This window comes from Brevundimonas vesicularis NBRC 12165, from assembly GCF_001592205.1.
GTDB lineage: Bacteria > Pseudomonadota > Alphaproteobacteria > Caulobacterales > Caulobacteraceae > Brevundimonas > Brevundimonas vesicularis.
In genome coordinates, this window is sequence record NZ_BCWM01000001.1 from 51,908 (window position 1) to 73,414 (window position 21,507).

27 protein-coding genes and 4 tRNA genes are annotated in these 21,507 nt (G+C 64.5%); 10 read left to right on the plus strand and 21 right to left on the minus strand.

The features are described from left to right. Positions 1–104: 104 nt before the first annotated feature. Positions 105–1,079 carry a GAF domain-containing protein gene (locus BVE01S_RS00210; RefSeq protein ID WP_066622817.1) on the minus strand — a complete coding sequence of 325 codons (975 nt, stop codon included), beginning with the start codon at positions 1,077–1,079 and terminating at the stop codon, positions 105–107. A gap of 201 nt (positions 1,080–1,280) precedes the next feature. Here BVE01S_RS00210 and BVE01S_RS00215 point away from each other — a divergent pair, with 201 nt between their 5' ends. After that, positions 1,281–1,703, plus strand: coding sequence for a DUF2147 domain-containing protein (locus tag BVE01S_RS00215; protein WP_066622819.1), 423 nt, complete (start codon positions 1,281–1,283; stop codon positions 1,701–1,703). A 72-nt stretch (positions 1,704–1,775) separates the two neighbouring features. Here BVE01S_RS00215 and BVE01S_RS00220 read toward each other — a convergent pair whose 3' ends face one another. The 14 genes from BVE01S_RS00220 to BVE01S_RS00280 all read right to left on the minus strand — a co-directional run bounded on the left by BVE01S_RS00220 (position 1,776) and on the right by BVE01S_RS00280 (position 10,413). Beyond that, the gene (locus BVE01S_RS00220; RefSeq protein WP_066622822.1) at positions 1,776–2,762 is read right to left on the minus strand and encodes an aldo/keto reductase; all 987 of its coding nucleotides are present in this window, start codon (positions 2,760–2,762) and stop codon (positions 1,776–1,778) included. Positions 2,763–2,860: 98 nt separating this feature from the next. Further along, a tRNA-His gene (locus tag BVE01S_RS00225) sits at positions 2,861–2,937 on the minus strand. A gap of 123 nt (positions 2,938–3,060) precedes the next feature. Next, complete coding sequence (locus tag BVE01S_RS17335; RefSeq protein WP_066622824.1) at positions 3,061–3,774, minus strand: energy transducer TonB; 714 nt, start codon at positions 3,772–3,774, stop codon at positions 3,061–3,063. A 14-nt stretch (positions 3,775–3,788) separates the two neighbouring features. Continuing rightward, a complete protein-coding gene (locus tag BVE01S_RS00235) occupies positions 3,789–4,223 on the minus strand; it encodes a biopolymer transporter ExbD (RefSeq protein ID WP_055754882.1) in 435 nt (144 codons plus the stop codon). 5 nt (positions 4,224–4,228) lie between these two features. Further along, the gene (locus BVE01S_RS00240; protein ID WP_055754881.1) at positions 4,229–5,110 is read right to left on the minus strand and encodes a MotA/TolQ/ExbB proton channel family protein; all 882 of its coding nucleotides are present in this window, start codon (positions 5,108–5,110) and stop codon (positions 4,229–4,231) included. Between the two features lie 532 nt (positions 5,111–5,642). After that, positions 5,643–5,718 (minus strand) — tRNA-Phe (locus tag BVE01S_RS00245). 63 nt (positions 5,719–5,781) lie between these two features. Then, entirely contained in the window at positions 5,782–5,946 is a 165-nt protein-coding gene (locus BVE01S_RS16420) for a DNA gyrase inhibitor YacG (RefSeq protein WP_082854100.1), read from the minus strand. A gap of 3 nt (positions 5,947–5,949) precedes the next feature. After that, positions 5,950–6,984: a ribonuclease E/G gene (locus BVE01S_RS00250; protein WP_066622827.1), complete on the minus strand. Its 1,035-nt coding sequence runs from the start codon at positions 6,982–6,984 to the stop codon at positions 5,950–5,952. Then, positions 6,981–7,562, minus strand: coding sequence for a Maf family protein (locus BVE01S_RS00255; RefSeq protein WP_066622831.1), 582 nt, complete (start codon positions 7,560–7,562; stop codon positions 6,981–6,983). Before BVE01S_RS00255 ends, BVE01S_RS00250 begins: the two co-directional genes overlap by 4 nt. After that, positions 7,563–7,781, minus strand: coding sequence for a translation initiation factor IF-1 (infA, locus tag BVE01S_RS00260; protein WP_008261544.1), 219 nt, complete (start codon positions 7,779–7,781; stop codon positions 7,563–7,565). It lies immediately after the preceding gene. A gap of 103 nt (positions 7,782–7,884) precedes the next feature. After that, entirely contained in the window at positions 7,885–8,352 is a 468-nt protein-coding gene (locus BVE01S_RS00265) for a UPF0262 family protein (RefSeq protein ID WP_066622833.1), read from the minus strand. Then, entirely contained in the window at positions 8,349–8,834 is a 486-nt protein-coding gene (locus BVE01S_RS00270; protein ID WP_066551770.1) for a DUF2948 family protein, read from the minus strand. The genes BVE01S_RS00265 and BVE01S_RS00270 overlap by 4 nt, the downstream gene beginning before the upstream one ends. Then, positions 8,824–10,113: a UDP-N-acetylglucosamine 1-carboxyvinyltransferase gene (murA, locus tag BVE01S_RS00275; RefSeq protein WP_066622835.1), complete on the minus strand. Its 1,290-nt coding sequence runs from the start codon at positions 10,111–10,113 to the stop codon at positions 8,824–8,826. The genes BVE01S_RS00270 and murA overlap by 11 nt, the downstream gene beginning before the upstream one ends. Positions 10,114–10,215: 102 nt before the next feature. Next, the gene (locus tag BVE01S_RS00280) at positions 10,216–10,413 is read right to left on the minus strand and encodes a hypothetical protein (protein ID WP_055754875.1); all 198 of its coding nucleotides are present in this window, start codon (positions 10,411–10,413) and stop codon (positions 10,216–10,218) included. 110 nt (positions 10,414–10,523) lie between these two features. On the opposite strand from BVE01S_RS00280, the gene BVE01S_RS00285 reads away from it, so the two are divergent. Then, a tRNA-Thr gene (locus BVE01S_RS00285) sits at positions 10,524–10,598 on the plus strand. 66 nt (positions 10,599–10,664) lie between these two features. Here BVE01S_RS00285 and BVE01S_RS00290 read toward each other — a convergent pair. From BVE01S_RS00290 to lipB, 4 genes are all read right to left on the minus strand, one after another. Next, complete coding sequence (locus BVE01S_RS00290) at positions 10,665–11,252, minus strand: hypothetical protein (protein ID WP_205678487.1); 588 nt, start codon at positions 11,250–11,252, stop codon at positions 10,665–10,667. A gap of 48 nt (positions 11,253–11,300) precedes the next feature. Further along, positions 11,301–11,795, minus strand: coding sequence for a peptide-methionine (R)-S-oxide reductase MsrB (gene msrB / locus BVE01S_RS00295; protein ID WP_066622838.1), 495 nt, complete (start codon positions 11,793–11,795; stop codon positions 11,301–11,303). 76 nt (positions 11,796–11,871) lie between these two features. Next, positions 11,872–13,356 carry a hypothetical protein gene (locus tag BVE01S_RS00300; RefSeq protein ID WP_066622841.1) on the minus strand — a complete coding sequence of 495 codons (1,485 nt, stop codon included), beginning with the start codon at positions 13,354–13,356 and terminating at the stop codon, positions 11,872–11,874. A 127-nt stretch (positions 13,357–13,483) separates the two neighbouring features. After that, complete coding sequence (gene lipB, locus BVE01S_RS00305) at positions 13,484–14,200, minus strand: lipoyl(octanoyl) transferase LipB (RefSeq protein ID WP_066622844.1); 717 nt, start codon at positions 14,198–14,200, stop codon at positions 13,484–13,486. 65 nt (positions 14,201–14,265) lie between these two features. Between lipB and BVE01S_RS00310 the strand changes: the two genes are divergently transcribed. From BVE01S_RS00310 to BVE01S_RS00340, 8 genes are all read left to right on the plus strand, one after another. Continuing rightward, positions 14,266–14,517, plus strand: a complete 252-nt coding sequence (locus tag BVE01S_RS00310) for a FliM/FliN family flagellar motor switch protein (RefSeq protein WP_017505209.1) — start codon at positions 14,266–14,268, stop codon at positions 14,515–14,517. 86 nt (positions 14,518–14,603) lie between these two features. Further along, a tRNA-Leu gene (locus tag BVE01S_RS00315) sits at positions 14,604–14,688 on the plus strand. A 65-nt stretch (positions 14,689–14,753) separates the two neighbouring features. Beyond that, complete coding sequence (gene mgtE, locus BVE01S_RS00320) at positions 14,754–16,172, plus strand: magnesium transporter (RefSeq protein ID WP_066622847.1); 1,419 nt, start codon at positions 14,754–14,756, stop codon at positions 16,170–16,172. A 78-nt stretch (positions 16,173–16,250) separates the two neighbouring features. Then, complete coding sequence (locus BVE01S_RS00325) at positions 16,251–17,396, plus strand: glycoside hydrolase family protein (protein WP_105625207.1); 1,146 nt, start codon at positions 16,251–16,253, stop codon at positions 17,394–17,396. A gap of 43 nt (positions 17,397–17,439) precedes the next feature. Continuing rightward, complete coding sequence (locus tag BVE01S_RS00330) at positions 17,440–18,609, plus strand: isovaleryl-CoA dehydrogenase (RefSeq protein WP_066622853.1); 1,170 nt, start codon at positions 17,440–17,442, stop codon at positions 18,607–18,609. Further along, positions 18,606–19,301 carry a hypothetical protein gene (locus BVE01S_RS16675; RefSeq protein WP_146112046.1) on the plus strand — a complete coding sequence of 232 codons (696 nt, stop codon included), beginning with the start codon at positions 18,606–18,608 and terminating at the stop codon, positions 19,299–19,301. Before BVE01S_RS00330 ends, BVE01S_RS16675 begins: the two co-directional genes overlap by 4 nt. 57 nt (positions 19,302–19,358) lie before the next feature. Continuing rightward, positions 19,359–19,544: a DUF3008 family protein gene (locus tag BVE01S_RS00335; RefSeq protein ID WP_066622856.1), complete on the plus strand. Its 186-nt coding sequence runs from the start codon at positions 19,359–19,361 to the stop codon at positions 19,542–19,544. Between the two features lie 99 nt (positions 19,545–19,643). Next, positions 19,644–20,408, plus strand: a complete 765-nt coding sequence (locus BVE01S_RS00340) for an exopolysaccharide biosynthesis protein (RefSeq protein ID WP_205678486.1) — start codon at positions 19,644–19,646, stop codon at positions 20,406–20,408. 251 nt (positions 20,409–20,659) lie between these two features. On the opposite strand, the gene flaF is transcribed toward BVE01S_RS00340, so the two are convergent. Together flaF and flbT are read right to left on the minus strand one after the other, a co-directional pair. Next, positions 20,660–21,025: a flagellar biosynthesis regulator FlaF gene (gene flaF, locus BVE01S_RS00345; protein ID WP_066622861.1), complete on the minus strand. Its 366-nt coding sequence runs from the start codon at positions 21,023–21,025 to the stop codon at positions 20,660–20,662. After that, complete coding sequence (gene flbT / locus BVE01S_RS00350; protein ID WP_045811316.1) at positions 20,985–21,407, minus strand: flagellar biosynthesis repressor FlbT; 423 nt, start codon at positions 21,405–21,407, stop codon at positions 20,985–20,987. The genes flaF and flbT overlap by 41 nt, the downstream gene beginning before the upstream one ends. Positions 21,408–21,507 lie beyond the last annotated feature (100 nt).

Consider the following 21,507-nt stretch of genomic DNA (forward strand, 5'->3'; position numbering starts at 1 on the left):
TTGTCGACGTCGTTGGAACAAGAAGTGCCATCGGCCTGCGCCCGTCCGCCAGACGACGACGCCATGGTGCAGCGCAAACCTGTCGCATCCCTGCGACAGTCGGTTCAGTGGGTTTCCCGGGACAGCCCCAGACGATGCAATTTGCGATGCAGAGTCGCCCGGCTGACGCCCAGCGCTTTCGCTGCGGCGGACACATTGCCCCCGGTGCGCGCCAGGGCCCGACGCACCGCGCCTCGCTCGGCTTCCAGAAGCTCGGCCTCGACCGACCCCGTGTCGAGCACCTCTGACGCCGCCAGCTGCGCCGCGATCCGTTCATCGGTGATAGACAGGGCCAGGCGTGCGGCGCGAGTGGCGCCGATCACCATATCGTCCCGGTCGACAGCCAACAGCGCCGCCGTGTTCCGCTCGCCGGTATCGCCCGCCAGCAGGATCCGGGCCTGGTGGAAGGCCTGGCGGAAAGTCTGCGCCTCAATGGCGCGCGCGGCGTCGGCGACCGCCGCCGCGATCAGTCCCAGCACGCCCTCCGTCGCATCCGCGCGGCAGGACGACACGTCCAGCAGTCCCGCCAGCCGCCCCAGGTGATCGTGAATCGGATGGCTCGTGCAGCTCAGGGCCGTGTTGCGCGTATGAAAATGCTGGTCACGGTGGATGGTCACGGGCCTGTGCTCCGCCAGAGCGGTTCCGATGCCGTTGGTGCCCTCCACCGCCTCGGACCATATGGCCCCCGGCCACAGCCCCCATCGACGAAAGGCGACGTCGTCCGCCGCCGCCCCCCGGCGCTCCAGCGGCACCCCGTCGGCATTGGTCAGCAGGATGCAGCAGCCGGTATCACCCACGGCCAGAAACAGCCGATCCAGAACCCCTTGCGCGGCCCGCGTCATCGGCTCCATCGCTTGGCGCGCCTCGCGCAGCTGACCCTCGGTCAGGGTTTGCGGCATGCCTTGGTCGCCGGGATCCAGGCCATACAGCGACAGGGATCGGCGCCACGACGCCGCCAGGGCCGAGCGCGCAGGCTCGGCGCCGTTTTCAAGCGCCCGCTTGATCAGGCTTCCATGGTTGTGTCCCGGCCGGTCGGCCATGGTGTCTCCCAGGACATTCTCGCTCCGATCAGACGCCCGCACCGAGCCAAGGTCAAGGGATGCGTCGCAAAGCTTCAAAAGCTTCCCTAAGGTCCGGTTTTCATTGGTCTTCGTGGATGAGTTCGGCCTTGTTTTCGGCCGAAAGCCGGATCACCTTGTGCATCAAAGGGTCGCACAGGCGGCCTGAACAAGGGAACGACCATGAAGACCAAGATCATGCTGGCCGCCGCCGCGCTGGCGACGGCCCTCGCCTCTCCGGCCCTGGCGGGTGATCCAACCGGCCTGTGGCAGACGCCGACGAATGGCGGCCAGGTGCGGATCGCGCGTTGCGGCCAGGCGCTGTGCGGCACGCTGGTGACTTCGGACCATATTCGCGCCGACGCCAATGCGCGGGACGGCAACAATCGCAATGCCGCCCAGCGGAACCGCACCCTGCGCAATCTGCCCATGCTGACCGGCTTCACCGGCGGTCCGACGGAATGGCGCAATGGCTCGGTCTATAATCCGGCCGACGGCGGCACCTATCGCGGCACCATCACCATGACCAATGACAACAGCCTGCGTCTGCGCGGCTGCATCGTCGCGCCGCTTTGCAAGACCCAGACCTGGACCCGCATCCAATAGGATCAGCACGACACACGGACGAATGGCCCGGCCGGAGAAATCTGACCGGGCCTTTTTGTATCGATCAGCAGCTTAGCGGTTAAGCGCCGCCCGCGCCGCCTCGGCGTAGCGATGCCCCGTCGCCGCGCCCTTGGGGAAGACGGCCTCAATCCGGGCGAGATCCTCAGGCGTCAGCACGACGTCTACGGCCGCCGCATTCTGCTCCAGGGTCGCGATGCGACGCGTTCCGGGGATCGGGATCAAATCCTCGCCTTGCGCCAGCACCCAGGCCAGCGCCAGTTGAGCAGCGGTTATGCCCTTGTCCGAAGCAATGGCCTTTACCGCCTCCACCAAATCCAGATTCTTCTGGAAGTTCTCGCCCATGAAGCGCGGATTTGTGCGACGGAAGTCGTCTGCGTCTAGGTCATCGATCGAGGTGATGTCGCCCGACAGGAAGCCGCGTCCCAGCGGACTATAGGGCACGAAGCCGATTTCCAGTTCGCGCACGACCCCGAACAGTTCGTCTTCGGGCTCGCGGCTCCACAGCGAGTATTCCGTCTGCAGCGCCGTAATCGGATGGGTGGCGTGCGCCTTTCGCAGGGTGTCGGGCGCGGCCTCGGACAGCCCCAGGAAGCGGACCTTGCCCTCCTTGACCAGTTCCGCCATCGCCCCGACCGTGTCCTCGATCGGCGTGTCCGGATCAACGCGGTGCAGATAGTAGAGATCGACGTGATCGACGCCCAGGCGTTGCAGGCTGCCCTCGATGGCGCGACGCACATTGGCCGGGCTGCCGTCGGTCATCAGCTTGGTCCGGTCGGCGTTATAGTTGATGCCGAATTTGGTGGCGATGAAGGCCTGGTCGCGCCGATTTTTCAGCGCCCTGCCGACCAGCACCTCGTTTGTATGAGGGCCGTACATTTCGGCGGTGTCGAAGAGGGTGATTCCCAGATCGAGCGCGCGATGGATGACGGAGATGGACTGGGCCTCGTCGGCGCCGCCGTAGAAGGCGCTCATGCCCATGCAGCCCAGACCAATGGCCGAAACCTGGGGGCCGTTCGCACCCAACTTGCGCGTCTTCATGGGGCCTTCTCCTGTCGATGTGGGGGATCGACCACACGGCCGATGATCAGGAGATGGTCGCGGCGACGGCGGGCTGCAAGCCCGGCCGTGCTTTGCGATGGTACCGCCTCTCAGGCTTGAACTGAGGACCTCCGGTTCCACAAACCGGCGCTCTAACCAACTGAGCTAAGGCGGCCCGCGCATCGCGAGGCGCGTTCTCTACCGAGGCCTTACAGGCCAATCAAGCGAAGAGTTTGGAACAGACAAACAAAAACACCCCGGCGGATGCCGGGGCGTTCTGTCTGGTCGAAGATTGGTCCTACTGAAGGCGGAAGCGAACCGTGAAGCGCGCTTGTCCACCTTGAGCGACACCATCCACCGTGCCTGGCGCAAAGCGCGCAGACCGCATGGACGAAAGCGCCTCGCGACCGAACCCGGCGCCCGAAGGCGTTTCGGAAACGACGCTGCAGTTCGTCGCCGATCCATTGGCCTGAACCGAGCAGAGCAACACGACCGTTCCCTCCTCGATCCCACGCTCTTGAGCGCGAGCGGGGAATTCCGGGCGGGGCTGCCGCGACCACGACACGTTCGTGATCGTCGAAGGACGAGCCGGAGCCGGGGGGGCGGGCGGAGGCGGCGGTCCAGGAATATTGACGGGCGGACCCGTGTATTCAACCCGATCTTCCTTCTTCGTCGGCGTGATGTTGACCGGCGGAGGGGGGACGATGTTCGGGACCGGAGCCGGCACGCGCACCTGAAGCTTCGGCGGCGGAGGCGTATCCGTCGGCGGAGGCGGCGGAGGCGGAGGCGGCGGAGGCGGCGGAACCGGCTCGACCAACTCGACCTCGACGGACTCGTCGACGTAGTTGAACTCCTTCAGCTTGAACTTGGACTGCTGAACAAAGAAGATCAGCAACGCAAACAAGATGCTGACCACCATCAGGCAGACGATCAGCACGGGGTAGGACACCCCCATGAAGCCCTTCTTCTTGGGTACGTCGTAGCGACTGCGATGATATTCGACGTCTGTCATACTATCTCCGCATCCTAACTCGTCGCCTGGTCTTCGCCGACCAGCGCAACGCTATAGAAGCCGTTATCCTGCAGCGCATTCATGACCTGCATGAAGTCGCCGTAACGGGTGTTCTGGTCGCCCCGAATGAAGATCCGCTCATCGGCCGGGTTCCGGGAACCGATCTGTTCTTTCAGATCGGCGCCCAGGGATCCGACGTCGGTCTTGAAGTCGCCCACATAGACGTCGCCGTCATTCTGGATCGAAATATAGACCGGCTTGGGCGGGTTCGGGGCCGCCTTGGCGACGGCGATTGGCAACTCGACAGGCACCGACACAGAGGCAAGCGGAGCCGCCACCATGAAGATGATGAGCAGGACCAGCATGATATCAACGAAAGGCGTAACGTTGATATCACTGTTGGCCTGAGGCAGGTTGCCAGCGCCGCCCGATTTAATCTTGGCGGCCATCCGTCTTACGCCCCCTTGTCGAGCTGACGCGAGATGCCGTTCAGCAGCTCAGCGGCGAAGCCGTCGGCGCGCGTGCCGTAAGCAGCGATGCGGGTGTTGAAGTAGTTGTAGAACACAACGGCCGGAATAGCGGCGAACAGACCGATACCAGTGGCCAGCAGAGCTTCAGCGATACCCGGCGCCACGACGGCCAGGTTGGTCGTGTTCGACTGGGCGATACCGATGAAGGAGTTCATGATGCCGTACACGGTGCCGAACAGACCGACGAACGGACCGATCGAGCCGACCGAAGCCAGGAACTGCTGACCGCCCGAAAGGCGCAGGGCCAGACCGGATTGCACGGCGGCGACAGCCGACTGAGCGCGGCCCATGGCCGAATCGAGGTGATCGCCGGTGACCGACAGACCCGATTGACGCGACAGTTCGATTTCCTCGGTGGCGGCGGCGGCCATGTCGGCCAGCGGATTGCCGTCGAACTCTTCTTGGGTCGAGACAGCGCGCATGTCAGCGATGGTGCGGGCGCCGCGGAAGTTCTCGAGGAAGGTGTCGGTCTTGCGGTTCAGAGCGCCGAACTCGAACAGCTTGATGAGCAGCAGGGTCCACGACAGGATCGAGGCCAGCAGCAGGCCGGCCATGACGACCTTAACGACGACCGTGGCTTCCATGAACATGGAGATCGGGGTGATGTCGCCGTGGCCGCCGCCGACGGCGTCGTTCACCGTTGCGGGATCAGCTTCGCCGGCAGCCGGAGCGGCGGCTGCGGGAGCCGCAGTCGAGGCGGCCGGGGTGGGCTCGGCCGGGGCCTGGGCCAGGACCGGCGAGCTCGCCATCAGCGCGGCGGCGCCGGCCATGGCGAGAAGGATATTCGTCTTTTTGCTGTTCAGCATAATTCGCCAGTTCCTGCTTGGTCTGACTCGTGGAACCAAAGGTGCGGCCATAGTCAGCGACCGCCCCCCAACCTGAAATGTTTCCTTCAACGCGCCCGTCCTTTCGAGGATCAGAGCTCGCTGAAATCTTCGGTGGAAATCGAACCGGTCGCCCGCCTCGTCTCCGCTGGTCGAACCTTCGGAGACACGTCCCCGGCGATCCGTATTAACGTCTTCTTGCGAAGGCGCCTCAACCCTTTGACGAACCCTTACCGGAGCGTCAAGGGACAAGAGGGGCTTTTAACCCGTCGAGAGACATGGAGAAAAGTTCCACCAACCGGCGCATTAAAGTGCGGCCGCGCGACATTTTGATGATGATCTGGCGTCAGATGAAGCAAGTTTGTTCAAAACGGCCATCCTGAGCGCGATCGTTTCCCAATACTGCAAATTGTAGGGCAGATCGCTGCAAGCCGCCTGAAAGCCAAGGACGGCGCAAGGGCCGCAGCGCAAGATAATGCGCAGGCGCAATCGATTTTTGTGGGGCGGGAAAAGATGGTGCCTGGAGGCGGGTTCGAACCACCGACACGCGGATTTTCAATCCGCTGCTCTACCAGCTGAGCTATCCAGGCGCCGACGCGGCGTCGCGAGAGGCGGGTCTATAGGGGAGGCTTTTCCGCCTGTCCAGCGCCCAATCAGTCCTTTTCGTCATCATCTTCCGCACCCTCGTCCAGGGCGACCGGAATGGCGTAGCCGCCAGTGAACCAGCGCTGCAGATCGACGTCGGAACAGCGGCGTGAGCAGAAGGGCTTGTACTTGGGATCGGCGTCGGCCTTGCGGCAGATGGGACAGGAAGCCACGGCTCAACCCTCTTCTATTCGTCCGCGCCCAGCCGGGATCGCGGGATCGGCCTGGATCACCGCTCGCGGTCCCAGACGAGCCGCCAACGGATGAGCAATCAGAGCTTCTTCCGGCGCGCAACGCGCGATGATGCGCGGCGACAAGGTATCCGTCAGTAGCTGCCGTCGCACAGCGCGCACGACAGACAAAACTCGTGTTTGAACAGACGGGCGTCCGCTGGCGTCGAGCAGAACCTCCTCGATCGGCGTACGGCGCCAGGGAAGCGACATCTGCAACAGGCCGAATCGACTGACGGGTCCGAAGACGGCCTGGGGTTCGTGACCGAACGCGGCCCGCGCAACCTTGGCCTGGGCCTCCGCGTCCGTACCGTCCCCGATCATGTCGATGACGACCAGGCCGCCCCAGTTCCGCAAGCCGATCAGCCGCGCCGCCTGTTTCAACCCCTCGCGATTCGCAGCCGCCCTTGCCTGTTTCGGATCACGACCGGGCGTGGATGCGAAGTCGATGTCCACAGCCACCAGGGCGCGGGTGCGCTCTATGGCGAGATCGATTCCTTGCGAGGCGAAAACGCACGACCGAGCTAGGGCCTCCTCCTCCGCCTCGATCACGGCGTCGATGGCGGCGATGCCGGTGACTGATTCCTCGCCGGGCGCGAGATCGCGCAACTGTTCGGCGATGCTGGTCGCGGGCTGAATCAGGCGGGGCGTCCCCTCTCCCGCCCCCAGAAGGCGAACCACCGCCCCTTTCCCGGCCCGACGTTCGGCGGTGACGACGACTGCTAGCCGCTGGCCTTGGGTAAGACGGTCGTTTCTCGGGAAAGGCAGAAAGGCGGCGGCCGGTGCGGCGATATCGACGAAGGCGCCGCGTAAGCCAGGGTTCACCTCGATCACACGCCCCACCGAGCGGGCGCCGAGCCGGGTCTGCGCCGCATCATCCTCGCGGTGGATCAGAAGATGAGTGTAGCGGCCGTCGCGCATGATCGCGCCACGCGTCTCGCCAGGCGTCTCGTCGAGGAAGACCTCGACTGCGCCGCTCATGAACGCCAGCCGACGCCGTGCAGAAGCTGGACGGCCTCATAGACGGGCAGGCCCATCACGGACGGATGGCTGCCGACGATGCGCTGGATGAAGGCGGCCGCCGGGCCCTGGATGCCATAGCCCCCGGCCTTGCCGCGCCAGTCGCCCGTGGCGACGTAGGATGCGATCTCGTGGTCGGACAAGGGTTTGAAGGTCACGCGGGTTTCGTTGACGCGCGACGATATCTTTCCGTCGCGCCAGACAGCGACGCCGGTGAAGACGCGGTGATTGCGGCCGGACAGCAGTTTCAGAAAACGCGTCGCCTCGGCCTCATCCGCCGCCTTCTCCAGAAAGCGACGCCCCACGGCGACAACCGTATCGGCGGCGATGACGACCGCGTCGGGACGGCGTTCTGCGACAACCTGGGCCTTAGAGATGGCGAGCCGTTCGGCCAGACGCGGCGGGGTCTCGCCCTTCAGAGGCGTCTCGTCGATGTCGGCGGGATCGATGTCGTCGGGCGTGATCCCGACCTGCGCCAGCAATTCGATGCGGCGCGGGCTGGCCGAGGCCAGCACCAGTTCGGGGCGACCCGCAGCCACTTACTTGAAGCGATAGGTGATGCGACCCTTGGTCAGGTCGTAGGGGGTCATTTCGACCAGCACCTTGTCGCCGGCCAGAACGCGGATGCGGTTCTTGCGCATCTTGCCGGCGGTGTGGGCGATGATCTCGTGGTCGTTCTCGAGCGTCACGCGGAAGGTGGCGTTCGGCAGCAGTTCGCTGACGGTGCCGGGAAACTCGAGCAGTTCTTCCTTAGCCATGCGGCCTCTCACGCCCGTTGAATATGCGTTCGACCCCACGCCGGGCGGGCGCGAGGGGCGGAATGGACGGGCCTAATGCCCGAAAACACAGAGATAGTCGAGGTCAGCCGCGACGGTAGAGGGCGCAGAGCAATGTGAACAGGCGGCGAGACGTCTCGTGATCGACCACGATCTTGCCGTCCAACCGCGTCTTCAGCTGCTCGGCCCCTTCGTTGTGCAGGCCGCGCCGTCCCATGTCGACCGATTCGATCTGGCTGGCCGAGGATCCGCGTAGAGCCTCATAGTAGCTGTCGCAGATCATCAGATAGTCTTTGATCACGCCTTTCAGCGGCGTCAGGCTGATGGCGTAGGTGCGCGTGAAGTTCTCGGCGTCGATGTCGAACACCAGACGATTGTCCTGAAGCGACAGCTTCAGCCTGTAGGGTCCGCCCTCGGCGCCGACGGGCTCAAAGCTGTTCTTCTCGACCAGATCAAAGATGGCGACGCGACGCTCGTGCTCGATCTCGGCCGTCGCCGCCGGCAGGGTTGCGGCGTCCAGTTCGACCGAGGCCAGCTTGTGATCGGCGCTCATGCCGCAGTCCCTTCGTCCAGTTCGGGCGTGTCCAGGTGGGTCGGCGCGATCCGTGCAGGCCAGCGGTCGGAGATGTCCGTGACCACGGCGTCCAGGCATTCGACGTCGATTCGCAAATCACCGCCGCCGGCGAACATCAGGATGACGCGCCCGCTCAGATCCTCGGTCGGAATGAAGTCGAGCGCGAGCAGTTCGAGCGAGGCGTCGGGGCTGCGCGACAGGCGGCGGCTCTTGACCGCCAGAACGTCGCCGAACTGCATGGCGCACATCACCCGCGTCCCGCCGCACTCCCAGCAGAAGCGGCTGAAGGCGATGGTCAGGGTCCGGGCCGCCTTTTCCCAGACGATATCCACGGGACGCAGGATGGCGTCCTGGAGCGCGGCGGAGATGATCTGAAGATCGTCGGCGTCCTCGGCCAGCAGACGCAGCGGTTCGACCGGCGCCTTGGCTTCGGGGATGACGCCGTCGATCTCAGTGCTCATCACCTGTTCCCTTTATGCGGCGGATGTCGGCTCCGCATGCGCCGAGCTTTTCTTCCAAACGCTCGAAACCGCGATCCAGATGATAGACGCGTCCGACCGTCGTTTCGCCCTCGGCGACGAGGCCCGCGATGACCAGGCACATCGAGGCCCGAAGATCCGTCGCCATAACCTGTGCGCCGTGCAGGACTTCGACGCCGGTGACGTGCGCCTCTCCGGCATGAACCGAAATGTCGGCGCCCAGTCGCGCCAACTCCGGCACATGCATGAAGCGGTTTTCGAAGATCGTCTCGCGAACCGTGCTGACGCCCTCCGCCGTCGTCATCAGCGCCATGAACTGGGCCTGGAGATCGGTAGCGAAGCCCGGATAGATGGCCGTCTCGACATCCACGGCCTTTAGGCGCTGCTTCGGGTCGCGTTTGATCAGAACGCCGTCGGCGGTCGGCGAGACCTCGACGCCCGCCTCGACCATCTTGTCCGTCAACGAACCGATCAACTCAGCCCGCGCCTTGGTCAGACGCACCTCGCCGCCCGCCATGGCGGCGGCGACGGCGTAGGAGCCCATCTCGATCCGGTCGGGAATCACAGACCAGGTCGTTCCATTCAGCGACGAGACGCCGGTGATGGTCAGGACGTCGGTGTCGATGCCCTCTATCCTGGCGCCCATGGCCGTCAGACAGTGGGCCAGATCGCCGATCTCGGGTTCGCGCGCCGCACGGCGCAGGACAGTCGTGCCTTCAGCCAGCACAGCGGCCAGAAGCGCGTGTTCGGTGGCGCCGACCGAGACGAAGGGGAACTCGATCTCGGCGCCCTTCAGGCCCTTGGGCGCGCGGGCGGTGACATAGCCTTCGTCCAGCTCGATCTCGGCGCCCAGCGCCGTCAGCGCCTGCAGATGCAGATCGACCGGACGCGCACCGATGGTGCAGCCGCCCGGCAGCGAGACCTTGGTTTCGCCTGTGCGCGCCAGCAACGGCCCCAGCACATTGAACGAAGCCCGCATCTGGCGCACCAGATCATAGGGGGCGAAGGTCGAGGTCAGGTCCTTGGCGTGAAACAGGCTCTCCTGCCCGTCCGCGCCGTCACGCTCGGTCACTTCGATGCCAAACTGGCGCAGCAACTGACCCAGGAACCGGGTGTCGGCCAGACGCGGCATATTGGTCAGCAGCAAGGGCTGATCCGTCAGGATCGAGGCGGCCATCAGCTTGATGGCGGAGTTCTTGGCGCCGCTGACGGGAATGTCCCCGAAAAGCTGGGCGCCGCCCTGAATGGCGATGCTGTCCATGACGTCCTTAAGCGCGCCCGATGCCAACGCCTCGGGGGGAAGGTTCTCTAGCAAGCCGATGGGCGCTTGCCAAAGGGCTGCGTGATCGCGAGCCGATGACTTTCAGTTGCTGTCGCGCGGCGCAGCAGGCGTCCGCGCGGGCGCCTTGCGGCGTCGCAGGTTGGCGCGAAGGGCGGAGGCCAGCCGCATGGCCTTTTCCGCCTTTGCGCGCGCTTTCTCGAATTCAGGCCCCGATTCGACGATCGGCGTCGCCTGCGCGGCGGCGGAGGGCGTATCGGCGTCATGCGGCGTGCGAGTCATGGCGCGATGATGCCGTGATCACGGGTCATGTCCAAACTTTCTTTCAGATCGTCAAAAAGCCGCTTCCCTCCCCGGAAGGGTTTGGCTATACGGCCGCTTCCTCAGTCGGGGCCGCCGTAGCTCAGTGGTAGAGCGCATCCTTGGTAAGGCTGAGGTCGTGGGTTCGATTCCCCCCGGCGGCACCATCTGAGACTTGAAAAGGCCCGGCTTTCGCCGGGCCTTTTTGATTTCCAAATCGGACGGAAAAGCCTTCAGTCGTAGCCGTACAGGCCGCGGCGATAGGGATCGCGATCATCCGCATCCCCGTCCTTGCTCCAGCTAAACCCCATCGACATCGACTTGGTCGTAGTGTCGGCCCCATAGCCTCGACCGCGCCAGCCGCCGCCATAGGGCGAGTAGAAGCCCGGCGCGCGCAGACCATAGCCGCCGTAGCCGTATCCCCACGGCTCGTTGCGGCCTTCGCGGTAGGCGAGGTCCAGGCGACCATTCTCGCCGACGGGCAAGGAAACGGCCGCGCCATAGCTGCGATAGCCGCCGGTGCCGATCCCGGCCTCGACCATGCCATGCATCTTGCGTTCGGCCGGCGCCCCCGGCTCTGCGCTCTCGTCGAAGGTTGCGCCCGGCGTGCGCGCGCTGATCCAGTTCTGGATCTGCTGTTCGGTGGTCATGCCGTGCGGGGCGGCGTCCTGAGCCGTCGGCGCAGTCACCGACGCCTCAGGCGTCGCAGCCAGGGCTTGGGCCAAGGTGGGCGCGTTTGTCGGCGCCGTGGTCACCACGCCATCCGGATCACCGTCCGACGCCGCCAGCGCCACACCCGCCAAGAGACTTGCGATCAGCATAGGCCACCTCCGTTCGACATCATCCTAGCACAGCGATTGAGGCCAAGGTCAGGCGATGCCGTCGCCACGGTTCAGGGGGTCCGGCAAGGCCTCGCCCTCGGCTACGAAACTGAGCGCGACCGAGTTGATGCAATAGCGGTTTCCGGTGGGCGGCGGGCCGTCGGGGAAGACGTGACCCTGGTGGCTGCCGCACCGGGCGCATTGGGTCTCGACCCGGATCATGCCGTAGCTGGTGTCGCGGATTGCATGGACGTGCGCTTCATCGACCGGCTGGGTGAAGCTGGGCCAGCCGGTGCCGCTTTCGAACTTCGTTCCACTCTTGAACAACGGCAAGCCGCATTCGCGGCAGCAGAAGACGCCAGCCCGCTTCTCACCCAGCAGAGTGCCGCAGAACGGCGCCTCCGTTCCATGGGACAGCAGGACGCGCTTTTCCTCAGGATTCAAATCGGCTTCGAGCCGGGCGCGTTCTTCGGCGTTCGGCGGCGTCAGGTCATAGCCCGACGGCGAACGGAGGGTTTCGGAGGTTTGGGCGAGATCGGTCATGGACTGCAAATAAGAAGGGCGGGCGAAGGGTTCCACCCCTGCCCGCCCCTCGTTCATTCGACGGACCGGTCCTTACTTATTGGAACAGCGTCCCGACCCAAGCGCGCACGGCCGCTTCGTCCGTCGCCGATCCGGTATAGGCAAGGCCCTGCGCCGGGGTGAAGGGCGCATCGTTGCCGCGCTGACGCGTGGTCCAGGCCTTATGACCATAGGTCAGCTCGGCATAGTTCGACGGCAGGCGCAGCACGGTCGGCTCAATGAAGATCGAATCCTCGGCCGTCACCGAGCCAGCCAGACGCACGTTCGGCAGGCGGGTCAGAAGGTCCAACGTATCCAAGCAGCCGCTGGTGCAGCCGCTATCGACCAGGACCACGACCGGACCCGCAACCGGATTCGCCGCGCCCGTGTCCGCCACGGAAGGACGGCCCGGCATGGTGAAGGTCGGCTGATTAGCGGCCAGGGCCGAATCGAAGGCGGCGACGATGGCCTGGGTCTGTTCGATCACCGGGCCGGATTCGGCGACGAAGCGCGGGTCGGCCTGCATGCGGGTCAGCGTGTCGGCGAACCACTGACGGTTCGCGGGCGTGGCGCGGTAGGTGATCGAGCCGGCTTCAGGCTGACGGCTGACAGTGAACTCCGGCGTCCAGATGCGGTTGGCCAGCCCATAGCCCTTGCCCGTCGCATTCAGCGAAGCGCCGTTTGCGCCGCGCAAATCGATGACCAGCCCCTGCGCGCCGCGAATGGCGGGCAGTTGGGCTTCGACAGCGGCGTAGAAGGCGTCCCATCCGGCGTCGTCAGTCAGGGTGTGAACGTTGATCCACGGACGGCCGTCGACCGTCTCGACCGACAACGGATTGGCGCCCGGCGTATAGACGGTGGCGCGATAGGCGGCTTCCAGGCTGGCGGCGTCGGCCGGCTGGGGCTGCATCTGGAAGTCACGATCGCGACGCCCGACCTTAAAGGTGCACAGCGACGGAACGCCGCCGGTGAACGGGTTATTGCGGTTCCACAGCAGATAGGGGGCGGTGCGGACACGTCCGGCTTCCGTCGTGAGGTCGCCTTCCCAGCGGTCCAGCCGCTCTTCGGCCAACTGAGCGGCGGTCTTGTCGCCGCATTTGACCAGTGTCGCGCCGAGCGGCGGCACGTTGCGAACGCCGGGCTTCACATAGGAGACGACATATTCGCCGTTGCGCCACGCCGTGGTGACGCCCGGCCAGCTGGTCGCGAAGAAGGGGCCGAGGCCTTCGTAGGTCGGGCGAATCGCGATGTTCGAATCGCGGAAGCCGTTGGCGTAGTAGCGCATCAGATAGGCGTGGCTGTCGCCGCTGTTCACGCGTCCCACCTTGCCTTGCGCATCGGTCAGGCCCGCATCGATCCAGCTGCGAAACGCTTCGCTGGGCGCGCCGGGAATCACGGCGGCGGGGTGGTTGGCGGCCAGGGCGTCATGCGCGGCTTGGAGGTCTTGCTGCGCCAGAGCGCGAAAATCCTGTGCGACAGCGGCGCCAGCAGCGACGGTCAGCGACAGAACGGCGGCTGATGCGGCGGCGATCATTCGGTTCATGGGGTTTCCTGCGGCCTTTGATTTCAAGCTCGTGGGAAAGGTTAAACCCCATGCGTCCGGCGCTTGCCAACCCCGCCGCGCGGGTTTTCGCCCGATTGTCACATGGGCTGCGGCGATGCGGCGCGCATCAAAGCGGCGCCGGCGCCTCGACCGCTGCGCCGAAGATCCGATCGAAGCTGCGCCTCAAGGCCTCGTCCGCCTCGTCCATCGTCGCCAGAACGCCGAGATCGACCAGGCTGGTGACGCCGTGTTCCTGAATGCCGCAGGGGACGATGCCGCCGAAATGATCCAGATCCGGCTCCACGTTCAGACTGATGCCGTGGAAGCTGACCCATTTGCGGACCTTGACGCCGATGGCGGCGATCTTGTCCTCACGCGACCAGCCCGCCCCCTTGCGCTCGACCCACACGCCCACGCGACCCGGCCGGATGTCGGCCTTTACGCCAAACGTATCCAAGGCGCCGATCAGCCACAGCTCAAGCCCGCGCACGAAACACCGGACGTCCTTGCCGCGCCGATTCAGGTCCAGCATCACATAGGCCACGCGCTGTCCCGGCCCGTGATAGGTGAACTGTCCGCCCCGCCCTGTGCGATGCACCGGAAACCGGCCGGCATCCAGAAGGTCGTCGTCCTTGGACGAGACGCCAGCCGTGTAGAGCGGCGGATGTTCCAGCAACCAGACCATCTCATTCGCCTCGCCGGCCGCAATGGCGGCGACGCGCGCCTCCATGAAAGCCTCCGCGGCCGCATAGTCTACGTAGCCTTTCGACACGGCCCATTCGACCGGTCGGCCATCGTCGAGACGCAGTTTCTGAAGGGACGGGCTTAACGGCTCAGCAAGCATGACGCTTCAATGTGGTCGCCAGGGCGTTTCTGCAAGAGACGGCCCTCCAGTGAAGAGAGCTTTATGTGACCCAGATCAACGCCGTCGATGTCGAAATCTCAGTGGTGCTGGGTCGCTCGGTGCTGCCGATGTCGCAACTGCTGCGCATGGGTCGCGGCGCGGTGATTCCCCTGGACGCCGCAGAGGGCGACGAGGTCTGGATCCTGGCCAACAACTATCCGGTCGCGCGCGGCGAAATCGAGATCCGCGACGACCGTATCGCCATCACCGTCACCCGCCAGGCCGACGTGTACGACTTCATGGCCGGGTCGGCCTGAGGCTTTGATCCGCGACGTCTTTGCGTCGTTCATTTCGCCCTTTCCTTTTCCAACGGCTTCGTCTATTCGCCGCCGCTCCGATGCGAGCGGTCGTGGCGGAATTGGTAGACGCGCAGCGTTGAGGTCGCTGTGGGGCAACCCGTGGAAGTTCGAGTCTTCTCGACCGCACCATCTGGCTAAACAGGGCGATTCATCGGCTAAGTACGGCTGGACATTCTACCAAGGGAGGCGACCACGTGAGCACCACGGACACCGCCTTTGCTCCAGACGAGACGCTCGACAACGAAGACCACGCCGCCCTGGACGAGGACTATGTCCTCACCCCTCAATTCGTCGAGAAAGTCGTGGACGCCGCCGACGACGGCGACGGGATGCGGCTGCGCTCGCTGCTGGAAGACCTGCACCCGGCCGACGTCGCTGACCTGATGGGCTTTCTGACGGCGGAACACCGCGCCGTCGTCGTGCTGTGGCTGCCGCCCGAGCTTCTGGCCGAGACCCTGCCCGAGCTCGACGACAATATCCGCGAAGAGGTGCTGGAGCGGGTCCCGCACGGCACCCTGGCCGAGGCGCTGCAGGAACTGGATTCCGACGACGCCGCCGCCGTCGTCGAAGACCTGGAAGACGACCAGCGCGAACGCGTTCTGGCCGCCATGCCCGAAGTCGATCGCGCCGCCATCGAAAGCAGCCTGGGCTATGCGGAAGAGTCCGCCGGCCGGCTGATGCAGCGCGAGGTGATGGCCGCGCCCCAGTTCTGGAGCGTGGGCGACACCATCGACCACATCCGCAAACAGGGCGACGACCTGCCCGAGCTGTTCTTCGACATCTATGTGGTCGATCCGCTGAACCGCCCGGTCGGCGGCGTGCCGATCAGCGGCCTGCTGCGGGCCGGCCGCACCGTCGCCCTGACCGATCTGATGGAGCCGATCAACGAGATCGCCGTCGATCAGGATCAGGAAGAAGTCGCCTACATCTTCGAGAAATATCACCTCATCTCGGCGCCCGTCGTGGACGCGGCCGGTCGGCTGGTGGGTCAGATCACCGTCGATGACATCGTCAACATCATTCAGGAAGAGAACCGCGAGGACATCCTGCGTCTGGCCGGTGTCGCCGACGAAGACCGCGGTTCGTCCGTGCCCGAGATCGTGCGCGGTCGCGTGCCCTGGCTGGCGATCAATCTGGCGACGGCGGCGCTGGGCGCCAGCGTCATCGGCCTGTTCGAGGCCACCATCCAGCAGATCGTCGCCCTCGCCGTCCTGATGCCGATCGTCTCGGCCATCGGCGGCAACGCCGGCACCCAGGCCCTGACCGTCACCGTGCGCGCCCTGGCGACACGCGAGCTGAACAGTTCGAACGCCCCGCGCACCTTCTGGCGTGAAATGATGGTCGGCCTGGCCAACGGTCTGATCCTGGCCCCCCTGATCGGAATCGCGGCCGGCTTCTGGTTCAGGGACGAAGACTGGAAGATCGGCCTGGTGATCGGCGCGGCCATGATCCTGAACCTGCTGGTCGCCGCTTCGATCGGGGTCCTGACGCCCCTGACCCTGTCCAAGCTGAAGTTCGACCCAGCCGTGTCATCGGCCGTGTTCGTCACGGCGACCACCGACTTCTTCGGCTTCTTGATCTTCCTTGGTCTGGCCACACTGGTGCTGCTCTAGACAAAGCGCGGACGATCCGGCGCGGCCCTTGCTGGGAGCGGTGCGAGCGCCGCGCGCCTGTTTCCAATTGGGTCAACTGTGTCTGACGTCCTCCCCAAACCCAGCAAGGTGTCCCGCGAGGGCGTCCTGCTGATCAAGAGTTTCGAAGGCTTCCGGCCTCGGGCCATGCAGCGCAGCGACGGTCGCTGGGTCATCGGCTATGGCCACACCCGGTCGGCTCGCGAGGGCGCGAGGGTGTCCGAGGCCGAGGCCGAACTGCTAATGCAGTACGACCTGATCCCGGTCGTGAAGGCCGTGACCGATCATGTCCGCGTTGCCCTCACCCAGCATCAGTTCGACGCCCTGGCCAGTTTCGCCTTTTCCATCGGCGCAGACAGGTTCGCCGCATCCGAAGTGGTCGAGCAGTTGAATGCAGGATCTGCTCGTCAGGCGTCCGCCTCCATGAGCGCCTGGGCCGATGAAGCCGCAGCCGAGACCCCAACCCGCCGTCGTTCGGCTGAACACGCGCTGTTCAACGCCGCACCCGGCGCGCCGGTCACCTTGGCGGATCTTCTCGCAGCGCCCCTGCCGTCTCCTTTCGAGACGGACGAGCCGGCCCTGCCCGCCGTGGACGGCGCCCTGGATGAGGCTGTCGCCCCCTTCCCGGCCCAGGACGACGTGGCGCTGGCTCAAGCGACCACGGTGACTCAGCCGCACGCCGTTTATGCCGCGACGGCTGTCGGCCCGGTCCCGGACGTCGTGCCGCTGACCGGGCAATCGGAGACCGTGTCCGTCGCTGCGCCGATCATCGCCGCCAACGACATCCACGCCTCGGTCGAGACCCAACAGCCGGAGACGCCGTCGGGCTTCGCGGGTGCGCAGAAAGCCAGCGTGGTGCTGACCGCGCCGGGACTGGCCGAAGCCACGTCCGGCGACAGCGCCGCCGCACCGGCCATCGAGGGTGATGCGGCAGCCAGCGAAGACGTGCTGAGCATGCGTGACGTCGTGGCCCGCGCTCGGGCCAAGCGGCGTTCGGGCCTGGGGGAAACCTTGACCTTCGTCATCATGGGCGGCCTAGGCGCCCTGTGCCTCGGCGTCGCCATGGCCGCCTTTCGCCGCGCGTCGATATCGAACAGCAGCGACACCGCCACGGTCGCCTGGGTCCTGATCCTGGTCGCCGCCGCCTGCCTGGGGGTGTCGGGCTACAACTGCTATCGGCGCTGGGGACGGGCTGACCGCGTCTGACAGCGCTTGGCGGAAGGCCGTGCGCGATGCTACGCCCTAGCGCATGAGCATTCCCTTCGCGCCCCAATCCATGGAATTCGGCCTTGGCGATAACGCCGACGCCATCCGCGACACCACCGCCCGCTGGGCCGCCGATCGCCTGGCCCCGCTGGCCGCCGAGATCGACGAAAAGAACGAATTCAAACGCGAGCTCTGGCCCGAGATGGGCGAACTGGGCTTGCACGGAATCACCGTCGAAGAAGAGTTCGGCGGCCTTGGCCTGGGCTATCTCGAACATGTTGTGGCGATGGAGGAAGTGTCGCGCGCCTCGGCCTCGATCGGCCTGAGCTACGGCGCCCACTCCAACCTTTGCGTCAATCAGATTCGGCGCTGGGGCACGGCCGAGCAGAAGCAGAAATATCTGCCCAAGCTGATCAGCGGCGAACATGTCGGCTCGCTGGCCATGTCCGAGGCCGGATCAGGTTCCGACGTCATGTCGATGCGCACCCGCGCTGAAAAGAAGGGCGATCGCTACGTCCTGAACGGCACCAAATTCTGGATCACCAACGCCCCCCACGCCGACACCCTCGTCGTCTATGCCAAGACCGATCCGGACGCGGGATCAAAGGGTTGCACCGCCTTCCTGATCGAAAAGGGCATGAAGGGTTTCAGCGTCTCCAAGAAGCTGGACAAGATGGGCATGCGTGGATCCGACACCGCTGAACTGGTGTTCGAGGACTGCGAAGTGCCCGAAGAAAACATCATGGGTCCGCTGGGCGGCGGCGCCGGCGTGCTGATGAGCGGCTTGGACTATGAGCGCGCCGTTTTGGCCGCTGGCCCCCTCGGCATCATGCAGGCCGCGCTGGACGTGGTCCTGCCCTACGTTCGCGACCGCAAACAGTTCGGCAAGCAGATTGGCTCATTCCAGCTGATGCAGGGCAAGATCGCCGACATGTACGTCGCCCTGAACAGCGCCCGCGCCTATGTCTATTCGGTCGCCCGTGCCTGCGACGCCGGCCTGACAACGCGCTACGACGCGGCGGGTGCGATCCTGCTGGCGTCCGAAAATGCGGTGAAGGTCACGATGGAGGCCGTTCAGGCCCTAGGCGGCGCCGGCTACACCAAGGAATGGCCGGTTGAACGACTGGTCCGCGACGCCAAACTCTATGACATCGGCGCCGGCACCAACGAGATCCGCCGCTTCCTGATCGGACGGGAACTGCTGGGCGGGTGAACAAAGGTCCGACCTTCGATCGCTTTCAGCAAGCACTACTCGATTCAGTTAGCGGTGTAGTGCCGACACCTGAAATGAAAGCCGCGTTCAACGAGGACCTTCTGTCTGAAAGCGGCGCCAAAGAGCGAAATCCGTTTTCTGATTCTCAGGGAGAATACCGCTTTAAAAGACTTGCTTTCTCTTTCGTCATGGCAAGGCAAGCGCTTATCAGCTCAGCATCAACACGAGAAGTCATACTTCGACTGGCGTCGCTCCCCTTATCAGAACGAGCCCATATCGTTTTCATTCAAAGTTGGGATAGTCAATATACCGCTAGAGAACGGCTTAGAAATCTCGTTGATTTGCTTAAGTTAAGCCCCTGTGCTGCTGGATTAGAGGCAGATATTAAAAAAGCGATGGCCACTTACAAAAAGCAATCCGATCGTATCCTATATGCCCGCCACCGTCACACACATGAATACGATGCCCATCATCCACTTGTCGAGCAACTAAAGACTCTGGAACTTCTAACATCCGATGCGGTCGCAGATAAGAATTTTGTCGCGCTTATGACATCCCAACGAAAGGATGCTGAGCGGCGCACTAAGCGCGCATTGATTCAAGAGCTGAAAGAGCAAGAAGAGAGATTTTTGACTCTTACCGATCAAGCTTTCGAAAATGTCTTCTCCCTGCCCAGTAAATGGCCGTTCTAGGCGATAGCGGGAACTGCTGGGCGGCTGACGGCTTGTCTCCGCGCAAGGAGACAGACCATGCCCGCAAAATCCGCCGCTCAGCAGAAGGCCGCCGGCGCCGCCCTGTCGGCCAAGCGAGGAGACACGCCGAAGTCGAAGCTGAAGGGCGCGTCCAAGTCCATGGTTGAGTCCATGACGGAACAGCAGCTGGAAGACCTTGCCGAAACCAAGCGCAAGGGCAAACCCGAACACGTGCAGGACTGAGACACAGTCGATTTATCTGATCGCCTGTCCGTTCTGTAAGTGGCGATCCGCGCGCCGACCGCCTAGATGGGCGCAATCTCCAGCCGAGCGCCCCGCCTGATGCCCGCCCAACCGCCTCCGAACGACGACCTGCGGCGGTTTTCCGACGTCCTTGAAGACCTCGGCCACGCCCCAGAACCCAAGCTGACCATGGCCGAACTGGTCGCGTCGTTCGGCGAGCGCGGCTTCGGGGCCATGATCCTGATCCTGTCTCTACTGGCGCTCCTGCCGTGGCCGCCGGGCGGCAAGGCGGTGTTCGCCGTGCCGATCATCCTGATGTCTCTTGAACTGGCCTTTCAGAGACAGAGCGTGTGGCTGCCGCGATGGATGTTGAAGGCCTCGGTGTCACGCGCCGCCTACAATTCCTTGATCGCCACGCCGTTCGCAGCTCCGGCCTGGCTACGCCGCTGGGTCCTGTCGGCAAAGGTGCGGATCGCCGGGCGCCGCTACATCTTTTCCGACGGCGTGAGGCGCGCCGTTCGCAGACGCCCGAATGGCATGAGCGTCCTGAAGATGGTTCGCGCCATCGAACGATTGACCCGGCCGCGCCTGCCGCTGCTGACCGGCGATGTCGCCGACACCTTCACCGGCCTGGTCTGTGTCGTGTTGGCCCTGATCATGGCCTTGCCCATCCCATTTGGAGACGCCCTGCCCGGCATCGCCCTTGTTTTGTTCGCCCTGGGCATGATGCAGCGCGACGGGGTCGCCATCCTGCTCGGCGTCGTCGGCACCGCAGCCAGCGCCCTCTATCTGTTCCTGATCTGGGCGACGGTGGTCGAGGTGGCCCAGCACGTGACCGGCTGGTTCGCCAAACTGCTGCACTGACGGCGACAAAAAGGGCCGCCGGGTTTCCCCGGCGACCCTTCATTGCCTGACCGCTAACGGTCCGGCCGCAACTCAGTCTGAAAGGCTCAGACCAGACCCTCTCCGAGGGCCAGGGTCGCGGTCGCCGCTCGCGATTGATGACAATGAGACACTGGATCACCTCCTTTCGACTGTTGAACAGGGAGGTGAAACATAAGACGGCTCAACGCCTTGCGCCAATGGGCTTCGCGCTTTCGTGAACGCGTGCCGACCTACTGCGTCGGCGACGCCCCGCCGGACAGGCCCTGCATGATCATGCGATTGATGTCGATCAGATCCTGAAAGTTCTCTTCACCTCGCATGATCGCAGAGGAATGGCGATTGATGAACAGGCTCAGGGAAATGATCTGAGCACGCATCGGAGCGCCCAGAGCGTTGCCTGCATCGCTGCACTCGCCGGCCAGCGTCGACCACAGACGCCGGTTCCAGTCCAGCGCGTCGATACGTGTGGCGATGTCGGACTCGTCGACGGTCGAGGCGTGAACCAGAGCGCGCGTGACCTGACCGAACAGACGGTACTCCAGGTCGCGCGGGCTCTCAGCCCTCGCTGTCGCCGCTGTGTAGGCCTGAAGCGACATTCAGCACTCTCTCTTCATACTCGACAATCTTACGCGCCGACATCAGGGCCTTGTAGTATTCGCGCGCCAGCACATGACGCGAGGCCGAGACGCATTCGGCCAGGATGTCCGGGTTCTGCGTCGCGCCCATGAATTCGGTGATCCGCAGAGCGAGTTCGTCGAAGAACTTCGACGCCGAACTCTCGTCCAGATACATCATCATGATCGGGAAATAGATGCGGCGTGCGGGCGTGGTGACGTCCTCGGCCTGCATGATGTCCTTCTCGCGCAGAACGCTGGCGCGGTTTTGGAGGATCAGCACGCCGCGACGATCGCCGTTCTGGACCACGGCGCCATTCAGAACGAACTTCTCGCCGGGTTTCAGCGACAGCTTCAAGGCCATTGAGGACCGTACTCCAGTCGTGGTCGAGCCGGTCGCGCACGACAGCTCCGAGTGAATCAGACTCTACCCCGGCATCAGTTAACCATCCCTTGTGAGATCG